21 protein-coding genes are annotated in these 20,959 nt (G+C 61.6%); 4 read left to right on the top strand and 17 right to left on the bottom strand.

Going from position 1 to position 20,959, the window contains the following annotated elements:
- Positions 1–62: 62 nt before the first annotated feature.
- Both J3R84_RS13895 and J3R84_RS13890 read right to left on the bottom strand, forming a co-directional pair.
- Positions 63–680 carry a hypothetical protein gene (locus tag J3R84_RS13895; protein ID WP_025428205.1) on the bottom strand — a complete coding sequence of 206 codons (618 nt, stop codon included), beginning with the start codon at positions 678–680 and terminating at the stop codon, positions 63–65.
- A gap of 280 nt (positions 681–960) precedes the next feature.
- A complete protein-coding gene (locus J3R84_RS13890; protein WP_025428204.1) occupies positions 961–2,043 on the bottom strand; it encodes a hypothetical protein in 1,083 nt (360 codons plus the stop codon).
- Positions 2,044–2,421: 378 nt separating this feature from the next.
- Here J3R84_RS13890 and J3R84_RS13885 point away from each other — a divergent pair, with 378 nt between their 5' ends.
- The 3 genes from J3R84_RS13885 to J3R84_RS13875 are packed head-to-tail and all read left to right on the top strand — an operon-like array spanning position 2,422 to position 6,055.
- Entirely contained in the window at positions 2,422–3,831 is a 1,410-nt protein-coding gene (locus J3R84_RS13885) for a DUF3300 domain-containing protein (protein WP_025428203.1), read from the top strand.
- A gap of 25 nt (positions 3,832–3,856) precedes the next feature.
- Positions 3,857–4,813: a DUF2950 domain-containing protein gene (locus tag J3R84_RS13880; RefSeq protein ID WP_025428202.1), complete on the top strand. Its 957-nt coding sequence runs from the start codon at positions 3,857–3,859 to the stop codon at positions 4,811–4,813.
- Between the two features lie 6 nt (positions 4,814–4,819).
- Complete coding sequence (locus J3R84_RS13875; RefSeq protein WP_025428201.1) at positions 4,820–6,055, top strand: hypothetical protein; 1,236 nt, start codon at positions 4,820–4,822, stop codon at positions 6,053–6,055.
- Positions 6,056–6,073: 18 nt separating this feature from the next.
- Here J3R84_RS13875 and J3R84_RS13870 read toward each other — a convergent pair whose 3' ends face one another.
- From J3R84_RS13870 to J3R84_RS13815, 12 genes are all read right to left on the bottom strand, one after another.
- Positions 6,074–6,418, bottom strand: a complete 345-nt coding sequence (locus tag J3R84_RS13870; RefSeq protein WP_203527922.1) for a cytochrome C oxidase subunit IV family protein — start codon at positions 6,416–6,418, stop codon at positions 6,074–6,076.
- 9 nt (positions 6,419–6,427) lie between these two features.
- On the bottom strand, positions 6,428–7,150 hold the full coding sequence (locus J3R84_RS13865; RefSeq protein WP_025428199.1) for a heme-copper oxidase subunit III family protein: 723 nt from the start codon (positions 7,148–7,150) through the stop codon (positions 6,428–6,430).
- Positions 7,151–7,159: 9 nt separating this feature from the next.
- Positions 7,160–7,864 carry a cytochrome c oxidase subunit 3 gene (locus J3R84_RS13860; protein ID WP_025428198.1) on the bottom strand — a complete coding sequence of 235 codons (705 nt, stop codon included), beginning with the start codon at positions 7,862–7,864 and terminating at the stop codon, positions 7,160–7,162.
- On the bottom strand, positions 7,861–9,639 hold the full coding sequence (ctaD, locus tag J3R84_RS13855; protein ID WP_025428197.1) for a cytochrome c oxidase subunit I: 1,779 nt from the start codon (positions 9,637–9,639) through the stop codon (positions 7,861–7,863). Before ctaD ends, J3R84_RS13860 begins: the two co-directional genes overlap by 4 nt.
- Positions 9,640–9,671: 32 nt before the next feature.
- A complete protein-coding gene (locus tag J3R84_RS13850) occupies positions 9,672–10,514 on the bottom strand; it encodes a cytochrome c oxidase subunit II (protein ID WP_025428196.1) in 843 nt (280 codons plus the stop codon).
- 140 nt (positions 10,515–10,654) lie between these two features.
- Positions 10,655–11,041, bottom strand: coding sequence for a c-type cytochrome (locus J3R84_RS13845; protein WP_025428195.1), 387 nt, complete (start codon positions 11,039–11,041; stop codon positions 10,655–10,657).
- Positions 11,042–11,255: 214 nt separating this feature from the next.
- Positions 11,256–12,323 (bottom strand): ABC transporter ATP-binding protein, encoded by a 1,068-nt coding sequence (locus tag J3R84_RS13840; protein WP_025428194.1) that lies wholly within the window; start codon positions 12,321–12,323, stop codon positions 11,256–11,258.
- A 10-nt stretch (positions 12,324–12,333) separates the two neighbouring features.
- Positions 12,334–13,167: a carbohydrate ABC transporter permease gene (locus J3R84_RS13835; RefSeq protein ID WP_025428193.1), complete on the bottom strand. Its 834-nt coding sequence runs from the start codon at positions 13,165–13,167 to the stop codon at positions 12,334–12,336.
- Positions 13,168–13,171: 4 nt separating this feature from the next.
- The gene (locus J3R84_RS13830; protein ID WP_025428192.1) at positions 13,172–14,104 is read right to left on the bottom strand and encodes a carbohydrate ABC transporter permease; all 933 of its coding nucleotides are present in this window, start codon (positions 14,102–14,104) and stop codon (positions 13,172–13,174) included.
- A gap of 100 nt (positions 14,105–14,204) precedes the next feature.
- Positions 14,205–15,464 (bottom strand): ABC transporter substrate-binding protein, encoded by a 1,260-nt coding sequence (locus J3R84_RS13825; protein WP_025428191.1) that lies wholly within the window; start codon positions 15,462–15,464, stop codon positions 14,205–14,207.
- A gap of 67 nt (positions 15,465–15,531) precedes the next feature.
- The gene (locus J3R84_RS13820) at positions 15,532–16,704 is read right to left on the bottom strand and encodes a PLP-dependent transferase (RefSeq protein WP_025428190.1); all 1,173 of its coding nucleotides are present in this window, start codon (positions 16,702–16,704) and stop codon (positions 15,532–15,534) included.
- Positions 16,701–17,417, bottom strand: a complete 717-nt coding sequence (locus J3R84_RS13815) for a FadR/GntR family transcriptional regulator (RefSeq protein ID WP_025428189.1) — start codon at positions 17,415–17,417, stop codon at positions 16,701–16,703. The genes J3R84_RS13820 and J3R84_RS13815 overlap by 4 nt, the downstream gene beginning before the upstream one ends.
- Before the next feature lie 145 nt (positions 17,418–17,562).
- Here J3R84_RS13815 and J3R84_RS13810 point away from each other — a divergent pair, with 145 nt between their 5' ends.
- On the top strand, positions 17,563–17,817 hold the full coding sequence (locus J3R84_RS13810) for a hypothetical protein (protein WP_025428188.1): 255 nt from the start codon (positions 17,563–17,565) through the stop codon (positions 17,815–17,817).
- 168 nt (positions 17,818–17,985) lie between these two features.
- On the opposite strand, the gene J3R84_RS13805 is transcribed toward J3R84_RS13810, so the two are convergent.
- The 3 genes from J3R84_RS13805 to J3R84_RS13795 form a co-directional block, all read right to left on the bottom strand.
- Positions 17,986–19,089: a M24 family metallopeptidase gene (locus J3R84_RS13805; RefSeq protein ID WP_038576383.1), complete on the bottom strand. Its 1,104-nt coding sequence runs from the start codon at positions 19,087–19,089 to the stop codon at positions 17,986–17,988.
- Between the two features lie 228 nt (positions 19,090–19,317).
- Positions 19,318–20,004, bottom strand: coding sequence for a helix-turn-helix domain-containing protein (locus tag J3R84_RS13800; protein ID WP_198956869.1), 687 nt, complete (start codon positions 20,002–20,004; stop codon positions 19,318–19,320).
- Between the two features lie 192 nt (positions 20,005–20,196).
- Positions 20,197–20,889, bottom strand: a complete 693-nt coding sequence (locus tag J3R84_RS13795) for a GntR family transcriptional regulator (RefSeq protein WP_025428185.1) — start codon at positions 20,887–20,889, stop codon at positions 20,197–20,199.
- Positions 20,890–20,959 lie beyond the last annotated feature (70 nt).

The raw sequence follows: 20,959 nt of genomic DNA, 5'->3' as shown, positions 1-20,959 counted from the left end.
CTTGGCAAGACGCATGCAAGGATGAGGATCGTCGGCCGAAACCGGCGATCCTCATGAAAAATTCACGAACCGATGTCGTTGAGGTCGATCGATCCGAATGCGTTGATGAAATGGTCGAGCGCGTTCGAGACCGATGTGGTTTCGGTCGTGGTGTCTATGTCCGTTGACGTGTTGGTTTCCGTGAACGGATTGGTGTGAACCAAGGCCGAGGAGATATCGCCGCCCTGTGCAAGGTTGCCATTGCCGCCATTGCCGCCGACGCCGGCGAGAATGGTTGCATGCTGGTCGGCCAGGAACTGGGTGTTCTGCGTTGCCGTTGTGTCTGCAGCAACCGCTGCAACATTGCCACCGCTGGTGTTGCCTTGATCGCCATTGGAATAGGCGTCGCCGCCGGCGCCGCCCGAGCCGTTGTTGGTCAGCACGGCCAACAGGCCGTCCCGTGCCTGGGCAAGTCCACCGTCGCCGCCGTCACCGGTTCCCCATCCGGCGTCCTGCCAGACATGATCGCCGTTGTAGAGCTTGGTGTAGGCACCTTCTACTGTTTGTGAATTGGCGACATAGGCGACCGGATTGTAGTGAATATCACCATAGTTGAAGCCGTCGCCGCCGTTGCCGGCGCTTGCATCGCCAGCATTGGAGTCGGTGAGGTTGATCGTGTCAGATGCTTGCGGAATAGGCATAGCGTTGCTCCTCTAAGTATCGTGACCCCCGTGTTCTCTTAAGCGGTTCGGTGCCAGCGATACCGTTTGGCAGACGGGGTAACCGCGATTGAATGGTGAGCGCTATCGAGCGTGCGAACTAGCTGGATATTCGGTGACGTCCCTTTGGGCGGGGTATGGGGCGCTGGCTTGCCATGCGGGAGTGCGTGGTATCGGCGACAGACAAACGCACCCGACTGCGGGTGCGTTTTGACATTCGTGCCGGGTCAGGTTCGAAACGGACTGTGCGAGCTGTCCGACTTCAGATTCCATCGACAAGGCTGAGGATATCGTCCACGAGCGCCGAATGGGCATCCGACAGATTGCCCTCACCGCCAAGACCACCGACGCCAGCCATCTGTAGCGCGTGCTGGTCGAAGAGCACGTGATCAAGCTGCTGGGCATCGGCCGTGCCACCGGCCGGTACCGCAATGTTGATCGGGTGGAAATAACCAATGCTGACATCGACCATGCTGCCGTTCGAGTAACCGGACCCACCACCGCCAGCCATCTGGTCGCCGGTGAAGATCGTGTCGGACGACAGGTTGAAGCCACCGCCGGCACCGCCGATACCGGCGATCTGCACGCCGCCCTGATCGAAGATGGCGTTGTTGGTCTGGTGAGCCGAGGCGGCTCCGCCGGCCGCACCGATGGCGATGTTGATCGGCGAAAACACCGCCACGTTCACATCGATCATGCTGCCGATGAAGGTGCCGTCACCGCCGTGTCCGGCGAAGTTGTCGCCGGTGAAGGTGATGGATGTCCCATGGTTGGCGGATGTGCCGCCGCCGGCAATGTTGTGGTCGCCGCCCGATCCGCCGATGCCGCCGATCTGGGTGGCGCCTTGCAGCATTGCCGCGTTGTTGGCCTGATTGGCCGTCGCCGTCGATCCCGGCCCTGCCGCAACGGCGGTATTCACCGGGGCAAATACCCCCACATCCGTGCTGACCAGGCTGCCGATGAAGGTGCCGTGGCCACCGCCGCCGGCATTGCCGCCGCCGCTGCCCGCAAGATTGCCGCTGCCGCCGTCGCCTCCCATGCCGGCCATTTCGGTGGCGTGCTGGTTGATCAGGGCGTCATTGCCCTGCTGCGCATCCGCGGCCGAATGCGGGCCGGTGATAGCAGCGTTGGAGGGCATGAAAACGGCGAGCGTATTGCTGTCGAGGGTACCGATGCTGGTTCCATTACCCCCGGCACCGGCCGAATTGTGGTCCGGATCCGGAACGAGATCGAGGGGAAGCCAGGTGGGGACCAACGCGAGATGCCCGCCGGCAGCGGTCGCGACCGTGTTCTGATTGGTGTTCGCATTCGGCGCCGCTTCCGACAAGGGACGATTTTCCGTCATTGCCGTTTCTCCAATCCACGGTTCAGCCCAGGCCCTGCGATATCGCGCAGGACATGGGGCCGCATTAAACCGCTATTCTGAAGCCAGATGCTGGAAAAGAAGAGCCTGCAATTCGTCTACATCCAATTGGGCAGGACCCGGCCGTTTGGGCGTAGGGCGGCAGGCTCGTTGCGCCAACTTGGCACAACCTATGGTGTGTACCGTCGTGTGGTCATCATTTGTGCATTGAAAAAGAGAGAGCGTATGCAATAGTGTCAACCAACACTTGCGGCGGCCGATGCGCTGCCAACATATGAGACCAGCAGACAGGCAGATAGAAACCCACGCACCAGCAGGCAAGACAGGTGACGCAACAGTGCGTCCGAACGGGGAGGGGAAATGGCAGTGAAGAGTGTCATCCGTTTGCATCGATCGATCTGCTTCCTGGCGACTGCGTGTTTGTTGATACCGGAGCCCTACACTTACAACTTTAGCGCCTTTGCGCAGGAGCAGGCGGCCACCGATCCTTCGGCTGCCCAGCAGGCCGACGCGGACACGCCGGAGCCGCTCAGCGAAGAAGAGCTCGAAATCCTTGTCGCCCGCATCGCGCTTTATCCAGACGAACTGGTCGCGCTCATCGCGTCGGCTTCGCTCTTTCCGCTGCAGATCGTCGAAGCTGAGCGTTATCTTGATAACCTCAAGAAGAACAAGGACCTGAAGCCCAAGGACACGTGGGATGGCAGCGTCATTTCACTTCTGAACTATCCCGATATCGTCAAGATGATGAGCGAGGATATCGATTGGACGCAGTCCCTTTCCGATGCAATGGCCTACCAGCAAAAGGATGTGCTGATCGCCATTCAGCAGCTGCGCGACAAGGCGGTCGCTTCAGGCGTGCTCAAGACCGACGACAAGATGAAGGTCGTTCAGGAGAACGACAACGTCATCATTCAGGCGGCCAATCCGGAAAAGATCTATGTGCCGCAATACGAGCCGGAGATGCTCTACGCGCCAAACTATGCGCCCCAACCGTTGTCCTACTATCCCGAGCCCTATCCGAACTACTACTATCCAACGGCGACGTTCTTTGCCGGTGTGGTCACCGGCGCGGTGTTCGGTGCGATGGTCGATTGGGACGACTGGGGTGTTTGGGGTGGGCGCTACAATGGCGACATCGACGTCGACTGCAACAAGTGCTTCAACAACGTCGATATCAACGGCAAGGTCAAGTTCAACGACATCGACTGGAAGAATGTCGACCGCAGCAAGATCAATATCGACAAGGACCAGTTCGCCAAGTTCGACCGTTCGAACATGAAGAACAGCATCGAAGCCAACGGCAATAACAACATCCGCGACAAGGCCAAGATCACCAGAAGCGATGCGAGTGCCAACCTGCGCCAGAAGGTAGACACGGGCTCCTTCAAGGATCTGAAGGATGTTCGCAGCAACAAGATCGATGGTGCGAAGAACCGGCCGGCTAATGCAAGGCCGAACGCTGGATCCGCGGCGGCGCAGCGGCCCGGGAACATCTCGAAACCCGGCGGCGGTTCCGGCGGCAAGGCCAACCGACCGGCGAGCAAGCCGCGTCCGGCAGGAAAAGCCGACAATCGTCCGCGCAAGCCATCAGGTCTGGGCGAAGTGCGGCCGGGCAAGGTGACGCAAGTGCAATCGCGGCGCGGCGGCCAGGCGATGGGTGGCGGCGCCCGCAGTGGGGGCGTGCCGCATCGGTCCGTTGGACACGGCGGCGGCGGTGGGGCTCGCCATGGTGGTGGCGGTGGACGCGGTGGTGGCGGACGTCGTGGTTGAGCGCGAGAAACGGGAGGGTATGGTCATGACCAGGTATCATCGTCAGAGCATGATTTTCCGTTCGGGTGTCGGGCTGCTGCTGCTCGGCCTGTCGGGCTACGCCGGAGCGACGTTGGCGGCAGAGAGCCAGCCGGCCGAACTTGCAGACTATATCTCGCAGACCGATCCTCCCACCTTCGACGATTCGGACAAGGCGGCTTCAGCCTTCAAGGATGCAATGAGTTCGAGCGATTTCGGCAAACTTGCCGCGCTGCTGGGCCTTGATGCCGAAAAGCTGAAAACAGGCGAAGGTGTGATGAACACCTACGAACAGATCAAGGCGGGTGCCGCCAAAAAGGTGATCCTGACCGACGCGGGCGAAAACAAGATTGTCGAGATCGGCGATCAGCTCTGGCCCTTGCCCTTCCCGATCGTCAAGGGGGAAGACGGCAAGTGGGCGTTCGACACCTATGCCGGGATCGAAGAGATCATCAATCGCCGCGTTGGTGAGAATGAGCTTGAGGCGATCAACACGGCGCGAGCCTATGTGGACGCGCAGGAAGAATACACTCAAGAAGATCACGACGGCGATGGCGTGTTCGAATATGCCCAGAAGCTGATTTCGAGCGAAGGCAAGACCGATGGCCTCTACTGGCCGGCAGAGCAGGGGGATGGTGACAGCCCTGCAGGCGATCTTTCGCAGGCTCAATTGGACAAGGCCAAGGCCGACGAAGGCTATTATGGCTACCGCTTCAAGATCCTGACGCGGCAGGGCGGAAACATCGCCGGCGGCTCCTACGATTATGTCATCAACGGCAACATGATCGCAGGGTTTGGGCTGGTGGCCTGGCCGGTGAAATACGGTGAGACCGGCGTTCATACCTTTGTCGTCAACCGGAACGGCATCGTCTATCAGGCGGATCTCGGCGCGGACACCGCTGCGATGGCGCGCGATATCAAGCAGTTCAATCCCAACGACAACTGGACCATCACCGAGGATTGAGCGCCATTGAGTATTGAAGAAAAGGTTCGCAAGAGCGCCGAACAGGGAACGGCAACATCGCCGCGCCGCGATCTTTCGCCGGGCGAGTATCTCGCCGCGCATGGCGGGCCGTTTTTCGAATTGCAACGCCGGCTCGGGTTACTACGCGAACATGCGCTGAAGACCGGAAGGCGCGCGCTGTTGTTCGTAGCGCTTGCCTGGTTGGTGCCGTTGCTGCTTGGGCTGCCGCGCAGCTTTCTTTCCGTCGACGCGCCAGGCTCCTATCTCGGTGATCTGGGCGTCTGGGGCCGGTTTGCCATCGGCGTCGGCGCGTTTGTGCTGGCCGAACAGCAGGTCGAGCGCGGATTGCACATCAAGCTCGGGCAGTTCCTGAAGGCGCCGATCGTCGCGCCGGGCTCGGTGCAGGCATTTGGCGACGCCGTGACGGTTGCGCTTGCCCGCCGCGACTCGCGGCTAGCGGAGGCGGTCTGTCTTGGCTTGGCGCTTCTTGCCGCCATCTTTGCCTACCTCAACATGCGCACGTCGGGTGTCGCATCCTGGGCAGTCGACGTCTCCGCGGAGGGGCGGCGGATCACGGCGGCCGGCTGGTGGACGATCGTCGTCAGCCAGCCGCTGTTCGTGTTCCTGTTGCTGCGCGGGCTGTGGCGACACCTCGTCTGGGCGCAGCTTCTGCGCCGGATCGCTCGACTGGAACTTCGGCTTGTCGCGACGCATCCAGACGGCAATGGCGGGCTCTCTTTTCTTGCGAGCTATCCCAACGCCTATGTTCTCTTCATCTTCGGTATCAGTGCCGCGATAGGTGCTGCGATCGCCAAGCATCTGCTGCAGGAAAGCCTGACAACCACCACCTTCAGCACGATCGCAACCGGCTGGCTGGTGATCGTGCTGGCGCTCTTTGCCTACCCGCTGTCGGCTTTCTCGAAGCCGCTTGGACAGTTGAAGGAGCGCAGCCTGTTGATGCTGGGGACGCAGGCGACCCGCTATCACCGCTCAAACGAGCGGAAGATACTGGGCACCAATGTGGTGGCGGCAAGCACCGACGAGGTTCAGCAGCAGGCCGATGACATCGCCGACCCGACGAAACAGTTTGAAACGACGCGCAAGCTGTCGGCGATGCTGTTGAGCCGCACGGCAGTCGTGCCGGTGGCGGCAGCTGCCCTCCTGCCGATCGCCGCTGCCGGCGTCACCATTCTTCCCTATAAGGAAGTGTTCTCCGTCCTCAAGAAGTTGCTGTTGCTCTGAGCGGTGCAAACTTCCCGGTCATGGCGCGGCACCAAAGAAGGTGAGGCGGCTGAAGAGCACGTAGTGCGATTCCGATACCATCAGCGCGACGAAGACCAGTACCAGAAGCGGCGGCAGCAGGATCGCGTAGATCAACGCCAGACGTTCCCAGGCCATATGCATGAAGACGGCAACGATGAGCCCCGCCTTGAGCATCATGAAGATGAGGATCAGCGACCATCTGAGATAGCCCTGCAGGCCGACGTAATCGACCAGGTAAGAGAAGGTGCTGAGCACGAAAAGTAGGCCCCAGACCAGCAGATAGAGACCGATCGGGTGCTGTTGGTGCTCTTTGACCGCGATCTGTGCCGGTGCGTCAGTCATGGCTGTTCCTCACCAGAGATAGAAGAATGCGAAGATGAAGACCCAGACGAGGTCCACGAAGTGCCAGTAAAGGCCGGTGATTTCGACGATCTCGTATTGCCCCTTGCGGCTGGTGAAAAAGCCGCGCTTGCCGGTTTCGAAGTCGCCGCGCCAGACCTTGCGCGCGATGATCAAGAGGAAGATGACGCCGATCGTCACGTGCGTTCCGTGGAAGCCGGTGATCATGAAGAAGGTGGAGCCGAACTGCGGCGCACCCCACGGGTTGCCCCAGGGCCGAACGCCTTCGGAGATCAGCTTGGTCCATTCGAAGGCCTGCATGCCGACGAACGTGGCGCCGAAGAGTGCCGTCAGCATCATCAGGATCGCCGTCTTGCGCCGGTCGTGGCGATAGCCGAAGTTGACCGCCATGGCCATGGTGCCGCTCGATGAAATCAGCACGAAGGTCATGATGGCGATCAGGATCAGGGGGACGTCCGAACCGCCGATATGCAGCGCGAAGACCTCGCTCGGGTTCGGCCAGGGGACCGCGGTCGACATGCGCGCCGACATGTAGGCGACGAGGAAGCAGCCGAAGACGAAGGTATCGCTCAGGAGAAAGATCCACATCATGGCCTTTCCCCAGGAGACATTCTTGAAGGCGCGCTGATCCGATGCCCAATCGGCGGCAAAGCCGGCGAGACCCGAAGGCCGGGGCAAGGGCTCTGTGACAGGTGCATGTGTCGGCGCGGACATGGGCGGCTCCTAGGTCAAGATTTGCCGGCAGAGGTCGATGAAGTCGTTGGCCCAGCCGGAAAACAGCGCAAACAGCACGAGCCAGACAGCGAGCATGAAATGCCAGTAGGTGGCGCAGAGCGTGATTGACAGGGTCGCCCTTTCATCGATCGGCCCCTTGCGCGTGGCGAGAATGGTGCGGGCAAGCGCGATCAGGCCGCCGACGATGTGCAGGCCGTGCATGCCGGTGATCATGTAGAAGAAGCTGTTGGCCGCATTGCCGGTGAGGAGGTATCCGGCATCGGTGAGCTCGCGCCAGGCGAAGACCTGGCCGACGAGGAAGCCGAGGCCCAAGGTAAGGGCGGCGATGAGCGCCGTGCGGCTTGCTTCGTCACGGTGGCGTTCGGCCGATACCTTGGCGGCATGAAGCATCAGGCTTCCGGCAGCGAGCACCGCCGTGTTCAGCCATAGGAGCGTCGGCATCGGCGTCGACCACCAGTCGGTCGATGCCATGCGCATGAAGTAGGCGCTGATGAACAGGGTGAACAGCGCGCCGACGACGGCGAGAAAGACGCCGAGGCCAATTTTGGCCGGTTCGATCGGGTGGCGGCCCTGCGGGCGCGGGTCGTGGTGGTGGCCGACCTCCAGCCAGGGCTTCGACATCATCCGCTGCTGCGACAGCCACCATCCCGCGATCGCCGCGATGACGGCGAGGAAGATCAGTGTCACGCTCATGTCGCGGTCTCCCGCGTCAGGTTGTCGGGGCCGGGCTGGTTCTGTGGGATGAAATCCTCCGGTGCGCCGGGCACGCTATAGTCATAGGCCCAGCGATAGACCACCGGCAGATCCTTGCCCCAGTTGCCATGGCGTGGCGGCGTTTCCGGCGTCTGCCATTCGAGCGTCGTTGCCCGCCATGGATTGCCGCCGGCCTCGCGGCCGTGGCGAATGCTCCAGACGAGATTGAAGAGGAAGACGATCTGCGCCGCGCCGACGATGAGCGCAACGATGGTGATGAACTCGTTGAGCGTGTGGGCCGAGGCCGGGACAAAGGCGGTTTCGCCCATCTCGTAGTAGCGCCGGGGCACGCCGATCAGGCCGAGATAGTGCATCGGGAAGAAGATGAGGTATGCGCCGACGAAGGTGACCCAGAAATGAAGCTGGCCCATCGCCTCGTTGAGCATGCGGCCGGTGACCTTCGGATACCAGTGATAGATGGCGCCGAAGATGACGAGGATCGGCGCGACACCCATGACCATGTGGAAATGGGCAACGACGAACATCGTATCGGAAAGCGGCACGTCGACGACGACGTTGCCGAGGAAGAGGCCGGTCAGCCCGCCATTGACGAAGGTAACGATGAAACCGAGCGCAAACAGCATCGGCAGGTTGAGATGGATATCGCCGCGCCACAGCGTCAGCACCCAGTTGTAGACCTTGAGCGCGGTCGGCACGGCAATGATCAGCGTGGTTGTGGCGAAGAAGAAACCGAAATAGGGGTTCATGCCGCTGACATACATGTGGTGCGCCCAGACGACGAAGGAAAGCGCGCCGATGATGACGATCGCCCAGACCATCATGCGGTAGCCGAAGATGTTCTTTCGGGCATGGGTACTGATGAGATCGGAGACGATGCCGAACGCGGGAAGGGCGACGATGTAGACTTCGGGGTGGCCGAAGAACCAGAAGAGATGCTGGAACAGGATCGGGCTGCCACCGCCATGCTGCAGCTGTTCGCCCATTTCGACGATCGCCGGCATGAAGAAGCTGGTGCCGAGCACCCGGTCGAACATCATCATGACGCAGGCGACGAAGAGGGCGGGGAAGGCGAGCAGCGCCATCACCGTCGCGGTGAAGATGCCCCAGATCGTCAGCGGCATACGCATCAGCGTCATGCCGCGTGCGCGGCCCTGGAGCACCGTCACCACATAGTTGAGCCCGCCCATGGTGAAACCGATGATGAAAAGGATGAGCGAGGAGAGCATCAGCACGATGCCCCAGTCCTTGCCTCCGGGTGTGCCTGAAAGCACGGCTTGCGGCGGATACAGCGTCCAGCCGGCGCCGGTCGGTCCGCCGGGGGCAAAGAAGCTGGCGACCAGCACGAGCACGGCGAGAAGGTAGAGCCAGTAGCTCAGCATGTTGGCGTAGGGAAACACCATGTCGCGTGCGCCGAGCATCAGCGGGATCAGGTAGTTGCCGAAGCCGCCGAGAAACAGCGCGGTCAGCAGGTAGATCACCATGATCATGCCGTGCATGGTGATGAACTGGTAGTAACGCTCCGCATCGATGAAGGCGAAGGCGCCGGGAAAGCCAAGCTGCAGGCGCATCAGCCAGGAGAGAACCAACGCAACCATGCCGATGGCGATGGCGGTCGAGGCATATTGCACGGCGATGATCTTGGCGTCCTGGCTGAAGACATAGCGCGTCCACCAACTGTGGGGATGGTAGAGTTCAACATCCTCCACCTCGGCGTGTCCGAGCGCGCCATCTGTGCCTGACCGGATGTCGACCATCTATACTCTCCCAATTGCCGTCGGGGCGCCTCCTACCGCGCCGGGGCGGCATTTTCTGCCTGTGCCGTTTCCTTCGTCTGCGCTGCTGCCATCAACTGCGAAAAGGTCTGCTGGCTCGCGAGCCAGGTCTGATAGTCCTCCGCGCTGTCGACGACGACGGTACCGCGCATCTGCGGGTGGCCGACGCCGCAGAGCTCCGCGCAGAGCACTTCGAAGGTGCCGGTGCGCGTGGGGGTCAGCCAGAAATAGGTCACCATGCCGGGCACCATGTCCATCTTGGCGCGGAACTCCGGCACGTAGAAATCATGCAGCACATCGACGGAGCGCAGCAGCACCTTGACCGGCTTGCCGATCTCGAGGTGCAACTCGCCGCCTTCTATGACGACGTCATCCAGGGCGGCCGTGTCGTTGCGGTTGAGGCCAAGCGAATTTTCCGGCGAGACGTCGCGTGTCTCGGAGGTGCCGAGCTTGCCGTCGACGCCGGGCAGGCGGTAGCTCCACAACCATTGTTGGCCGACGATTTCGACCTCGCTAGCACCGTCGGGAACGGTGACGAACTGATGCCAGACGAACAGGCCAGGCGTCAGCATGGCGGCGACGCCGAGCGTCGTGCCGGCGGCAAGCCAGCTTTCGAGCTTCTTGTTCTCAGGTTCATAGGCCGCCTTGTTTCCCGGGCGGTGCCGAAAACGCAGGACGCAGTAGGCCATGAACAGGACGACGGCGACGAAGACGACGCCGGTGATCCAGAAGGTGATGATGAGTGTATTGTCTATGTAGTTCCAGTTGGACGCGATCGGCGTCCACCACCATGGGCTCAACAAATGGAACAACACCGATCCGGCGGCCAGCAAAACCAGAATAACCACCACGGCCATTTCTTGTCCCTCCTCGCCGCTCGCGGCTGTGGGCATGAATACGCAATCCGTAGAGTTCTAAATGCAATTATTGCACGAACGGAAAATACTCGCAATTGACCGTTCGGTTGAGCGCCTGCCGGCAACTCAACCCATTTCGTCTACTGCGAATATTGCTTGAGATAGGCGAGCAGGTTGGAGATATCGCCTTCGTCCTTCAGGCCGGGAAAGACCATCTTTGTGCCCTTCACTTTCGCCTTCGGATTGTGGAGATAATCGCGCAGCGTCGCCTCGTCCCAGACAAGCCCACCCTTGCCGGCATCGATCATCGCCGGCGAATACTTGAAGTCCGGATGCGTGCCGGCTGTTCTGCCCAGCACATGATTGAGCGAAGGACCGACCTTGTTGGTGTCGCTGTCGGCGACATGACAGATGGCGCATTTCTTGAAGACGGTCGCGCCGGCCCCCGCATCGCCCTCTTGCGCGAGGGCGGCGACGGGACAGAGCAGCGTTGTCGAAAAGGCAAGGGCAACAACAAAATTTCGCATGACACTTCCTCAATATCGCCGGGCGCGGGGCAAGGAAGGCTATCGTCAATTCATCGTATTGGCGGTACTTGCTTCTCTCAATTGGGCGCCACGGGCGGTTGATACTTGCGACGGCATGACGGTACGCCTCGTCCGGAAGATGTCAATCTCCGGTCTTGGGCGATATCGCTCGCGCCGCGTCACTTTCCGCCAGCCGCTACGGCCGGCGCGGCAATCAGACCCGATTGCCGGCGGCGTCGAAGAAATGCAGTCGCTCGGGCGGCAGTCGTACCGGGATTTCGCCGGCTGCATTGAGGAAAGTGCGGTCGTTGGTAAAGGCCTTGAAGCTGGCCTTGCCGAAGGACAAATGCAGGATGATGCCGAAGCCGGTTGGTTCGACCAGGTCGACCGTTGCCTTCAGCGCATCCGGCGCCGTGGTGCCGAGCTCGACATGTTCCGGCCGAATGCCGAGCGTCGTGCTGGCCCCGTCAATCAGTTCCGCATGCACTTGCGCCGGAATGGTTACGCCGCCCGCAGTCTCGAAACGTGGCGCTTCGCCGTTTCGGTAGGTGCCTTCGAAGAAGTTCATGCCGGGCGAGCCGATGAAGCCGGCAACGAAGAGGTTTGCCGGACGGTCGTAGAGATCGAGCGGGCTGCCGACCTGCTGCACGAAACCGCCGTTCATGGCGACGATCCGGTCGGCAAGTGTCATCGCCTCGATCTGGTCGTGGGTGACGTAGATCGAGGTGGCGCCCAGATCCTTGTGCAGCTTCTTGATCTCGGCGCGCATCTGTTCGCGCAGGCGCGCGTCGAGGTTTGACAGCGGCTCGTCGAAGAGAAAGGCCTTGGGTTCGCGCACGATGGCGCGGCCCATGGCGACGCGCTGGCGCTGGCCGCCGGAAAGGGCGCGCGGGCGACGCTCGAGCAGCGGGTCGAGACCGAGCTTCGACGCAGCACCGGAGACGACGCTGGCGATCTTTTCCTTGGCCGTCTTCCGGAGCCTTAGGCTGTAGCTCATGTTGTTGGCGACCGACATATGCGGATAGAGCGCATAGGACTGGAACACCATGGCGATGTCGCGGTCCTTCGGGGCCAGTTCGTTGACGCGTTTTCCGGCGATGCGGATTTCGCCTGACGTCACGCTTTCAAGGCCGGCGATCATGCGCAGCAGGGTGGACTTGCCGCAGCCGGACGGGCCGACCAGCACGACGAATTCGCCGTCGCCGATCTTCAGGTCCACATCGTGCAGGACCGGGTGGATGCCGTAGGATTTACGGATGTTGGCGATATCGATGGAAGCCATGGTGGTATCCTCAGCCTTTGACCGCGCCGGCCGTCAGGCCCTGGACGAGATAGCGTTGAATGAGCAGGAAGAAGAGGCAGGCCGGGATCAGCGCCAGCACGCCGGCGGCCATCATCTGGCCGAAGTCGACCGAGAATTTCGACACGAAGGACAGCAGCCCGACCGGAAAAGTCGCCTGGTCGTTGCCCGAGATCAGCATCAGCGAAAACAGAAGCTCGCTCCAGGCAGCGGTGAAGACGAAGCCGAGGGTTGCGGCAATGCCCGGAAGCGTCAGCGGCAGGATGATCTGGCGGAAGGCCACGAACTGGGTTGCGCCGTCGATCATCGCCGCCTCTTCGAGATCCTTCGGAATACCGTCGAAGAAGGACTGCATCAGGAAGGTGGCAAACGGCACGTTGAAAGCGGTGTAGACGATGACGAGGCCGGTCAGGCTGTTGGTGAGGCCGAGCGGCGACAGGATCTTGAAGATCGGTGCGACGAGCATGACGAGCGGGAACATCTGCGTCAGCAGCATCAGCGCCACCAGCCAGTACTTTCCGCGGAAGTTGAAGCGCGACAGCGCGTATCCCGAGAGCGAGGCAAGGATGGTGACGATGATCGCCGTCGAGCCCGAAACGATCAGGCTGTTTTTGAAGAACACCGGGAAGGCGCTGTGGCGCAGCACGAAATCGAAATGCTCGAGGCTGGCGCGCGAAGGCCACATCCGAATGCCTTCGGAGTAGAGCAGGTCGTTGGGCGTGACTGCGACCTTCAGCAGCCAGTAGAGCGGGAAGAGCGCGAAGGCGATATAGGCGAGGATCGCCAGTCGATGTGCGGCTACGAGAAGGATGGGTTTGGCGCGCATGGTCTCAATCCTTGCTCAGCAGCCATTGGCGCAGGATGACAATCAGCATGGAGTAGGCGAGCAGCAGTGCCAGAAGCACCAGCGCGATCGCCGAAGCGTAGCCGAAGTCGAGCCGCTTGAAGGCCTGGGTGAAGATGTAGCTGGCGACGATCTGGGTGCGATCGGCCGGACCGCCATTGGTCATGACGATGATCAGGTCGGCGAAATTCGAGATCCAAACGGTGCGCAGGAGAATGGTGATGGCGATCGTCGGCGCCAGGAAGGGCAGGGTGATCGACAGGAACCGCTGCACCGGGCCGGCGCCGTCGATGCTGGCGGCTTCATAGAGATCACGCGGGATCGCCTGGAGGGCGGCAAGCAGGGTGATGGCGAAGAACGGGATGCCCCACCAGACATTGGCGATGATCGGCCCCCACATCGCCAGATGCGGATCGGAAAGGATGTTGGACGGCTCGCTCATGATGCCGAGCGCGTAGAACCAGTGTGGCAACGGTCCGACGACCGGATTGAACAGCCAGGACCAGTTGAGACCGGCCAGGAAGCTCGGCACCGCCCAGGGCAGGAAGACGAGCGCCTGCGCCAGGCCTCGGCCGTAAAACGGCTTGTCGAGCAGCAAAGCGAGGATCAGCCCGAGGAAAAACTGCAGGAAGACCGAGGCGCCCGTCCACCACAGCGTGTTGCGCAGCGCCCGGTAGAAAGCCTGGTCCTGCGACAGCGCCCGGAAGTGGTCGAGGCCGATGAAGGCGCCGGAGAATGGATTGAGCAGCTGAATATCGCGGAAGGCGTAGGAGACGCCGAGCGCCAACGGCACCAGCATGACGGTGACGATCAGGATCAGCGCCGGCGCGCTATAGAGATAGGGCGCAGCACCATCGGTGATACGCTTCATCAGCGGCCGGCGTGCGGGCAGGCCGTCATGGCGGGCGGCATAGGCCATCGGTCGAAATTTCCCCTGTGCGGCCGCCGGTTTTTTGGCGTGCCCTGTTCTCAACATATCGAGTGACCGGCGGCGGTGAGGTCCGCCGCCGGTCGAAGGCTCACTTCTTGGCGAGGTGCTTCTGCTGCGCCTTGGTGAGGTACTCGGCCCACTGGTTGGCGAGATCCGTCGGCGTGATGTCGCCGAGTAGGGCTTCCTGCGTCGTCTTGATCGCCAGCGAATCCTTGAAGAAGGCGAATTCTTCGAGGTAGGTCGGCATGACCGTCAAAACGACGTCCTTGTCGGCAAGCTCGTCGAACCAGCCCTTGAACTGCGGGCTCGCATAGAACGGATCCTTTTCCGCCGCCTTGTGGACGGGCAAGGCACCGGTGCGCTTGTTCCACTCGATGTTGCCTTCGGGCCCTTCGAGCGTTTCGATCAGCTTCCAGGAGAGGTCCTTGTTCTGGCTCGCCGCAAGCATCGACCAGCCGGCAAAGCCGATGGTGGTGAAGGCCTTGCCGCTCGGTCCCTTCGGCATGGTGGTGACGCCGAAATCTTCCGACTTCATCCGCTCGGCAATGGCGATCAGCGCGTCCGGGTCCTGGTCGAGGAAGGCGCAGGTGCCGCTATAGAAGCCGGCGACGATTTCGTTGAAGCCCCAGTTGACGCTGTCCTTCGGCGCCAGCCCCTTCTTGTAGAGGTCGATCACCCAGGTGAGACCGTTGACCCAGCCTTCGCTGTTCATGGTCGACGTGCCGTCCTCATTGAAGAATTTGTTGCTGCCGGCCATGGTCGCGCCGAACATCACCCAGCCGTTGAGGCCACCAGGACCGCCGCGCAGGCAGTAGCCGGATTTGCCCGGCAGCTTGGAGACGGCTTCCGATGCCTTGACGAAATCGTCCATGGTCTTCGGCGGTTCGCTGACGCCGGCCTCCGACAAGAGCTTCTTGTTGTAGAACATGGCGCGCAGATAGAAGCCGTAGGGCAGCATGTAGGCGGTGTTCTTGATGTCGCGGCCGAGCTCGAGCGTACGCTCGGTCAGGCCCGGCGTGTGCTCCCACTTTTCGAGATAGGGCTCGAGGCTTTCAAGCATGCCGTTGTTGGCATAGAGCGAAAGCCAGGTGTCGGGCATTTCCATCACGTCGGGCAGCTCGCCGGCCGAAACCATGGTCGCGAACTTCTGGAAGGCTTCGCCCCAGGGCAGTGAGATGATCTCGACCGTGGTGCCCGGATTTGCGGCTTCAAACTTGGCGACGATCGATTTCAGCGTTTCGGTGCGCTCGGGGCTGGTGATGACCTCGACCAGCTTCAGCTTGGTATCGGCCAGTGCACTTCCTGCCATCAGGGTGGCAAGCAGAGTGGCGGTAATCAGTTTCCTCATTTTTGTTCCCTTTGTTTTTTGATGGTTGATCCACATGCAATGAGCGGGATGCGGCATCCCGCTCCTGTCAGCCTGACGAAGCGGCAGACATCGCCGCTTCAAGATCGCTCCAGAGGGCCTCCGTTCCCTCCAGGCCGACATGGAGCCGTACGGACCGCGGTGAGATGCCGAAGGCGGCCGCGGAATTGGGCTGGGCTTTCTGTGACAGCACGACTTCGCCCGGCACGATCAGGCTTTCGTGTCCGCCCCAGGAAACGCCGAGCTTGAACAGGTCGAGGTGGTCGGCGAAGCGTCTGACATCGACGCCGTCGCGGAAGATGAAAGAGAAGAGACCCGATGTGCCGGACAGGCCCGGCGGCAAGGTGTTGCCAAGGCCGGGATGGCAGACGGTCTCGACCAGCGGATGGGCCTGCAGGCGCTGCGCTACCGTCAGCGCCGAACGCTCGTGCGCCTTCATGCGGATCGGCAGGGTGCGAAGACCGCGGATCAGGAGCCAGGCATCGAAGGGCGAGAGCTTGCCGCCGAGATAGGGGTAGGCTTCCGAACGGATGCGGCCAATCAGGTCCTTCGAGCCGGCGACGACGCCTGCGACCACGTCGCTGTGCCCGCCGAGATATTTCGAGGCCGAATGGATGACCAGATCGACGCCGAGCGAAATCGGCTGCTGGAAGATCGGGCTCGCCCAGCTGTTGTCGATGGCGGTGAGGATGCCCTGCTGTTTTGCGAGTTTTGCCAGTGCTGCCACGTCATGGGTGTCCATGACCCAGCTTGTCGGGCTTTCCATGTAGAAGAGCTTGGCGCCGGGCAGAGCCCTGGCGACGGCCTCCTCATCGCGGCCGTCGACATAGGTCACCTCGACCTTCATGCGCTTCAGATGGGTGCCGAAGAGCCGGAAAGCGTCGGGATAGACATGGTTGACGGCGACGATGCGGTCGCCGGGCTCGACGAAGGACATCACGGTGGAGGAGATTGCCGCCATGCCGCTGGCAAAGCCGATCGCGTCCTCTGCCCCTTCCAGTTTCGCCAGCATCTCCTCGAACATGCGCACCGTCGGGTTGAGGCCGCGGGTGTAGATCGGCCGCACGCGTTCGCCCTTGTAGGTCGCGACCATGTCGTCATAGTCCTTGAAGGTGAACAGCGAGGTCTGGACGATCGGCGGCACGACGGCGTCAAAGGCATTGCCCTCGTCGTGCGCGACGATCAAAGAGGCGTGGTCGAACGGATCGAAGCCGTTGTTCATTTGGACATTTCCTTGATGTCTTCCTCGACGATTGCGAGGATTTTCAGCGTTTCTTCGCGCGCGGTATCGGGATCCTTTGCCGCGATCGCGTTGAAGAGGGTGCGGTGGAATGGGAAGGAACGGCGGGCGAAATCCGAACGGTCGAAGGGCTCTTCCCAGAAGCGTTCGAAGGCTTCCCGCATCTGTTCGAGCAACTGCCGGAACAAGGGATTGTGGGTGGCGTCGTATATCGCCAGGTGGAAGGCGAGGTCTTCCGGGCCTGAGGTGCCCTTGGCGATGTGCACCCGCTCCATCTCATTGAGCTTCACTTCGATGATCTCAAGGTCTGCGTCGGTGCGTCGGCGCGCTGCGACCATATTGGCTTCGACTTCAATGCCGCGGCGGACCTCGAGCGTCATCAAAAGCACGTCGCGAAGATGCCCGGCGTCGAGCGTCAGCGGCATATGCACGGTGCCGGCCGAGATGGCGCGCAGCAGATAGGTGCCGCTGCCCTTGCGCGCTTCGACGACGCCGAGCGCCTGGAAATGGCGGATGACTTCGCGCACGGTCGAGCGCCCGACGGCAAGCGCCATCATCAGTTCGCGCTCCGCCGGTAGGCGATCGCCGGCTTTCAGGCCAGATTGTTGGATGTAATCGGCGAGCGCGGCAATGACCTGTTGCGCCCGGTCGGCGGGCGGCAGTGGCAGAAGCGCTGCTCTTGCTTGTTCAGTCATTCAGCCTCCCCCTCGGCGCCAAATTGGTCTGACATCTGATCAATATGACCAAGGCACGGGAAGTCGTCAAGCAGGAACTTATAAACACGCGTCGGTTGACCCGGCACTCCGCACGGAGTGATATGGCGAAGCAAGGAGTTCGAAGATGAAGAAAACAGGACGTCTGCTCGTGGCCCTGGCGGCGATCGCAATCGCTGCTGGCACTGCTACGAGCGGTGCCGAGGCGCAGATGCGCACGGGCAAGGGCGAGTATTACCAGGGCATCAAGCGCGCGCCCTATGGCAGCTATCTCTGGATCTGGCCGCCAGAGTGGAGGCGGGAACCGGTCTATCAGCAACGGCCGCAGAACCAGCCTGCCAGCGGCAAATCCGACGGCCGCAAGAAGACTTACGCGCAATAGCCTACTGCATGTTTCCTTAAACCGTATTCGATTTAAGGATAAAAACATGCAGTAATTCAAAGTGCTACAGCGACCTTTGCGCGTCTAATAAGACGCGCGGCGCTGTAGCGGCCAGTGTGTGGCAGGGACAAAGAAAAGTGGCGCCCGAGGGCGCCCCAAAATTCCGTATCAGATTTGCGCGATATGGGCGTCGCGCGGCAGCGACGACAGCACTTCCGGCCCGTCCGCGCGCAGGATGACGATATCCTCGAGCCGGATGCCGAAGCGACCGGGCAGGTAGATGCCGGGTTCGATCGAGAAGACCATGCCTTCCTCCAGAACCGTTTCCGACGTTGCCGTGATGTAGGGTGGCTCGTGGCCGTCGATGCCCATGCCGTGACCTGTGCGGTGGACGAAATATTCGCCGTAGCCGGCGTCCGCGATCACCTTGCGTGCTGCATCGTCCACGGTCTTGGCGAGAACGCCTGGACGAGCCGCCTTGAGCGCTGCCTGAACGGCCCGCTCGACGATCGTGTGGATCTGGCCGTAACCTTCCGGTGCGCGGCCGACGATCGCCATGCGGGTGATGTCGCTCGGGAAGCCCTGCTTGCGGCCGCCGATGTCGATAACGACGGCGTCGCCTTCGGCAATGACCCGTTCGCTGGCGGAATGATGTGGGAAAGCGCCGTTGCCGCCGGCGCCGACAATCCAGAAGGCCGGTGCCGCACCTTCGGATAAGAAGTGCGAGCGGATTTCTGCGGCCAGTTCCTTCTCGGTCATGCCGGGGCGGATCTTGGCGAAGGCCGCCTGCATGGCGCGATCGGCGATGCCGGCATTCATCTTCAGCAGCTCGTATTCGCTCCTGTCCTTGCGCATGCGCAGGGCACCGAGCGTCTCAGGTGTAAAGTCGCGGGCAGTGTCCTCGGGCAGATTGTCGATGAGCAGCAGCGCGAAATCGGCGCGCATGGTCTCGTCGATCACCACGCGGCCGGGCTTTTCCGCGCCGATCCCGGCAAGCGCCAAAGTCAGAGCCTCAACTGGTCCTTCGGCATCGGACCAGTTGTAGAAATCGATATCCGTATGTTCGCGGGTGCCCTCGGCATTGAGCGCCGGCATCAGGAAGGCTTCCTTCTGCGGGCCGATCAGCAGCAGGCAGGGGCGTTCGTCGGGATGCGGATGATAGCCGATCAACCAATCCATGTGCGATCCGGGGGCGAGTGCCACCAGCCCGCTGCCGGTTTCGTTCATCTTGGTCCGCAGGGCGGCAAGGCGTGCTTTCGTCTGTTCTTTCATGGCGTTTCCAGTTCTGGTTCCGGCAGGGTTGTGGGTGAGGTGAGGGGCCGCGCGTCGCTCTCGTGTTCGGGCGTCGATCGACGCGCGGCGGTCGCTAGACGCAGGCGTCCAGACGAAAGGCTGGTGATCTGATGGGCGCAATTGCTGACGCGTTTGCGCATGCAGCAATTCAAAGCGCTACAGCGACCTTTACGCGTCTAATTAGACGCGCGGCGCTGTAGGGCGATCCTATCCGGCGCCCTTGCCGGGGCTTGCCGAGGCACTGCGACGGTCCTCGGCGCGTGTTACCGCGAATGCGCCTTCCGGCGTCTCCATTGCCTGCGCGTCGCCGAAGACATCCATCGTGCAGGTGTGCAGGATCACCGTCGGTTCGCTGGTGTGGTTCCAGGTGAGGTGGGTCAGACCCGACAGGAAATGTGCGGAATCGCCCGTTTCCAGCACCGTCTCTTCGCCATCAATCTCGATCGTCAGTGCGCCCTGGAGAACGAAGAACATCTCTTCGCCCTCGTGGGTCATGGCTTCGCTGCGGTGGCCGGGCGGTGTGTGCACCACGGTGCTGCGCAGAACGCTGCCGGGAAAGGAAGCCGACAGGCGTTCATAGGATATGTTGTTGTCGGGCGACCCAGCGAGCGCATAGGCGCGGCGCTGATCGTGGCGGGTAAATGGCGTTGCCACCCTCGGCGAATTGAGGAATGTCCCGACCTCGACCTTCAGCACCCGACAGACCGCGACCAGCGACGTCAGCGACGGCACGGTGATGCCGCGCTCGATCTGGGAGATGAAGCCCACAGAGAAATCGGCCCGATCGGCAACTTCCTTGAGCGTCAGCTTCAGGGCCTTGCGCCGCTCGCGCAGCCGATCGCCGAGCGAAGGAAGCTCCGATGCCGGATCACCCGGCCGAGACTGCGAATCCACTGTGAAATCCCCCTCATCCCACATCCTCCCCCAAGGGAAGATCTCCTGCGTGGGTACAGACATACACGCCCGGAAATCGCTAGGATTTCAGGGCTATGCACTTGTATTTCCTGAACTTTGCTGCGGCGATCGCGGCTTGTCAATGAAAATTTTAGCCACACTAAAATTTCAGTTGATGGCGTTGGTTTAATGTCAGGCTGCAAGCTTCAGCAGGCGCGCGACGGCCTGCTGGTCGAAGCCGCCGATACCCTCGCGAATATCGGCTGCAATGGCATCGGCAACGGCATCCTCGTCGCGGCGGCGCAAGGCGTCGATCGCCTCGCGATGGCGGTCGACGACATAGAGTTCGCTCACATGCTCCATGGCGATGCCGAGGATCGGACCCAGTTGCAGCCAGACGCTTTCGATCAGCGGCATGACGATCTGGTCCGGATTGGCGGTGTAGATCGTCCGGTGGAAGGCCTGGTTGGCGATCAGCGCCGCCACCTGGTCGCCGCGTTGGATTTCGTCCTCGATGCTGTCGTCGATCGCTGAGATTCGTTCGATCTGCCGCTCCGAAAGATGGGCGACGGCTCGGCGCGCGGCATGGCTCTCGAGCGCGATGCGAAGCGATATCAGCTCTTCGAAACGGGCGGGCGTGATGCGCGGCACGACGATGCGGCGGTTTTCAAGGAATTGCAGAGCGCCGATGGAAGTGAGCTGCCGCAGGGCCTCGCGCACCGGCGTCGGGCTGCTCTCCAGCGCTTCGGCAAGCCCCCTGATCGTGACCGAAGTGCCGGGGCGGAAGCTGCCGACCATGATCGCCTGGCGAAGCCTGGCAAAGGCATAGTCATGCGTGGTCATGCCCTCTGGCCGGTCGAGAAGAGGCAGCGATGGGGTCTTCAAATCAGCAGGCTCCTTCTGCCACGCGGGAATGATCGCGGGCTGATAACATCCGTCGAGGTTGACTCCAACT

Origin of the sequence: Ensifer canadensis (assembly GCF_017488845.2) — a bacterium.
Classification (GTDB): domain Bacteria; phylum Pseudomonadota; class Alphaproteobacteria; order Rhizobiales; family Rhizobiaceae; genus Ensifer; species Ensifer canadensis.
This window is presented reverse-complemented; position numbering and strand designations above follow the sequence as displayed.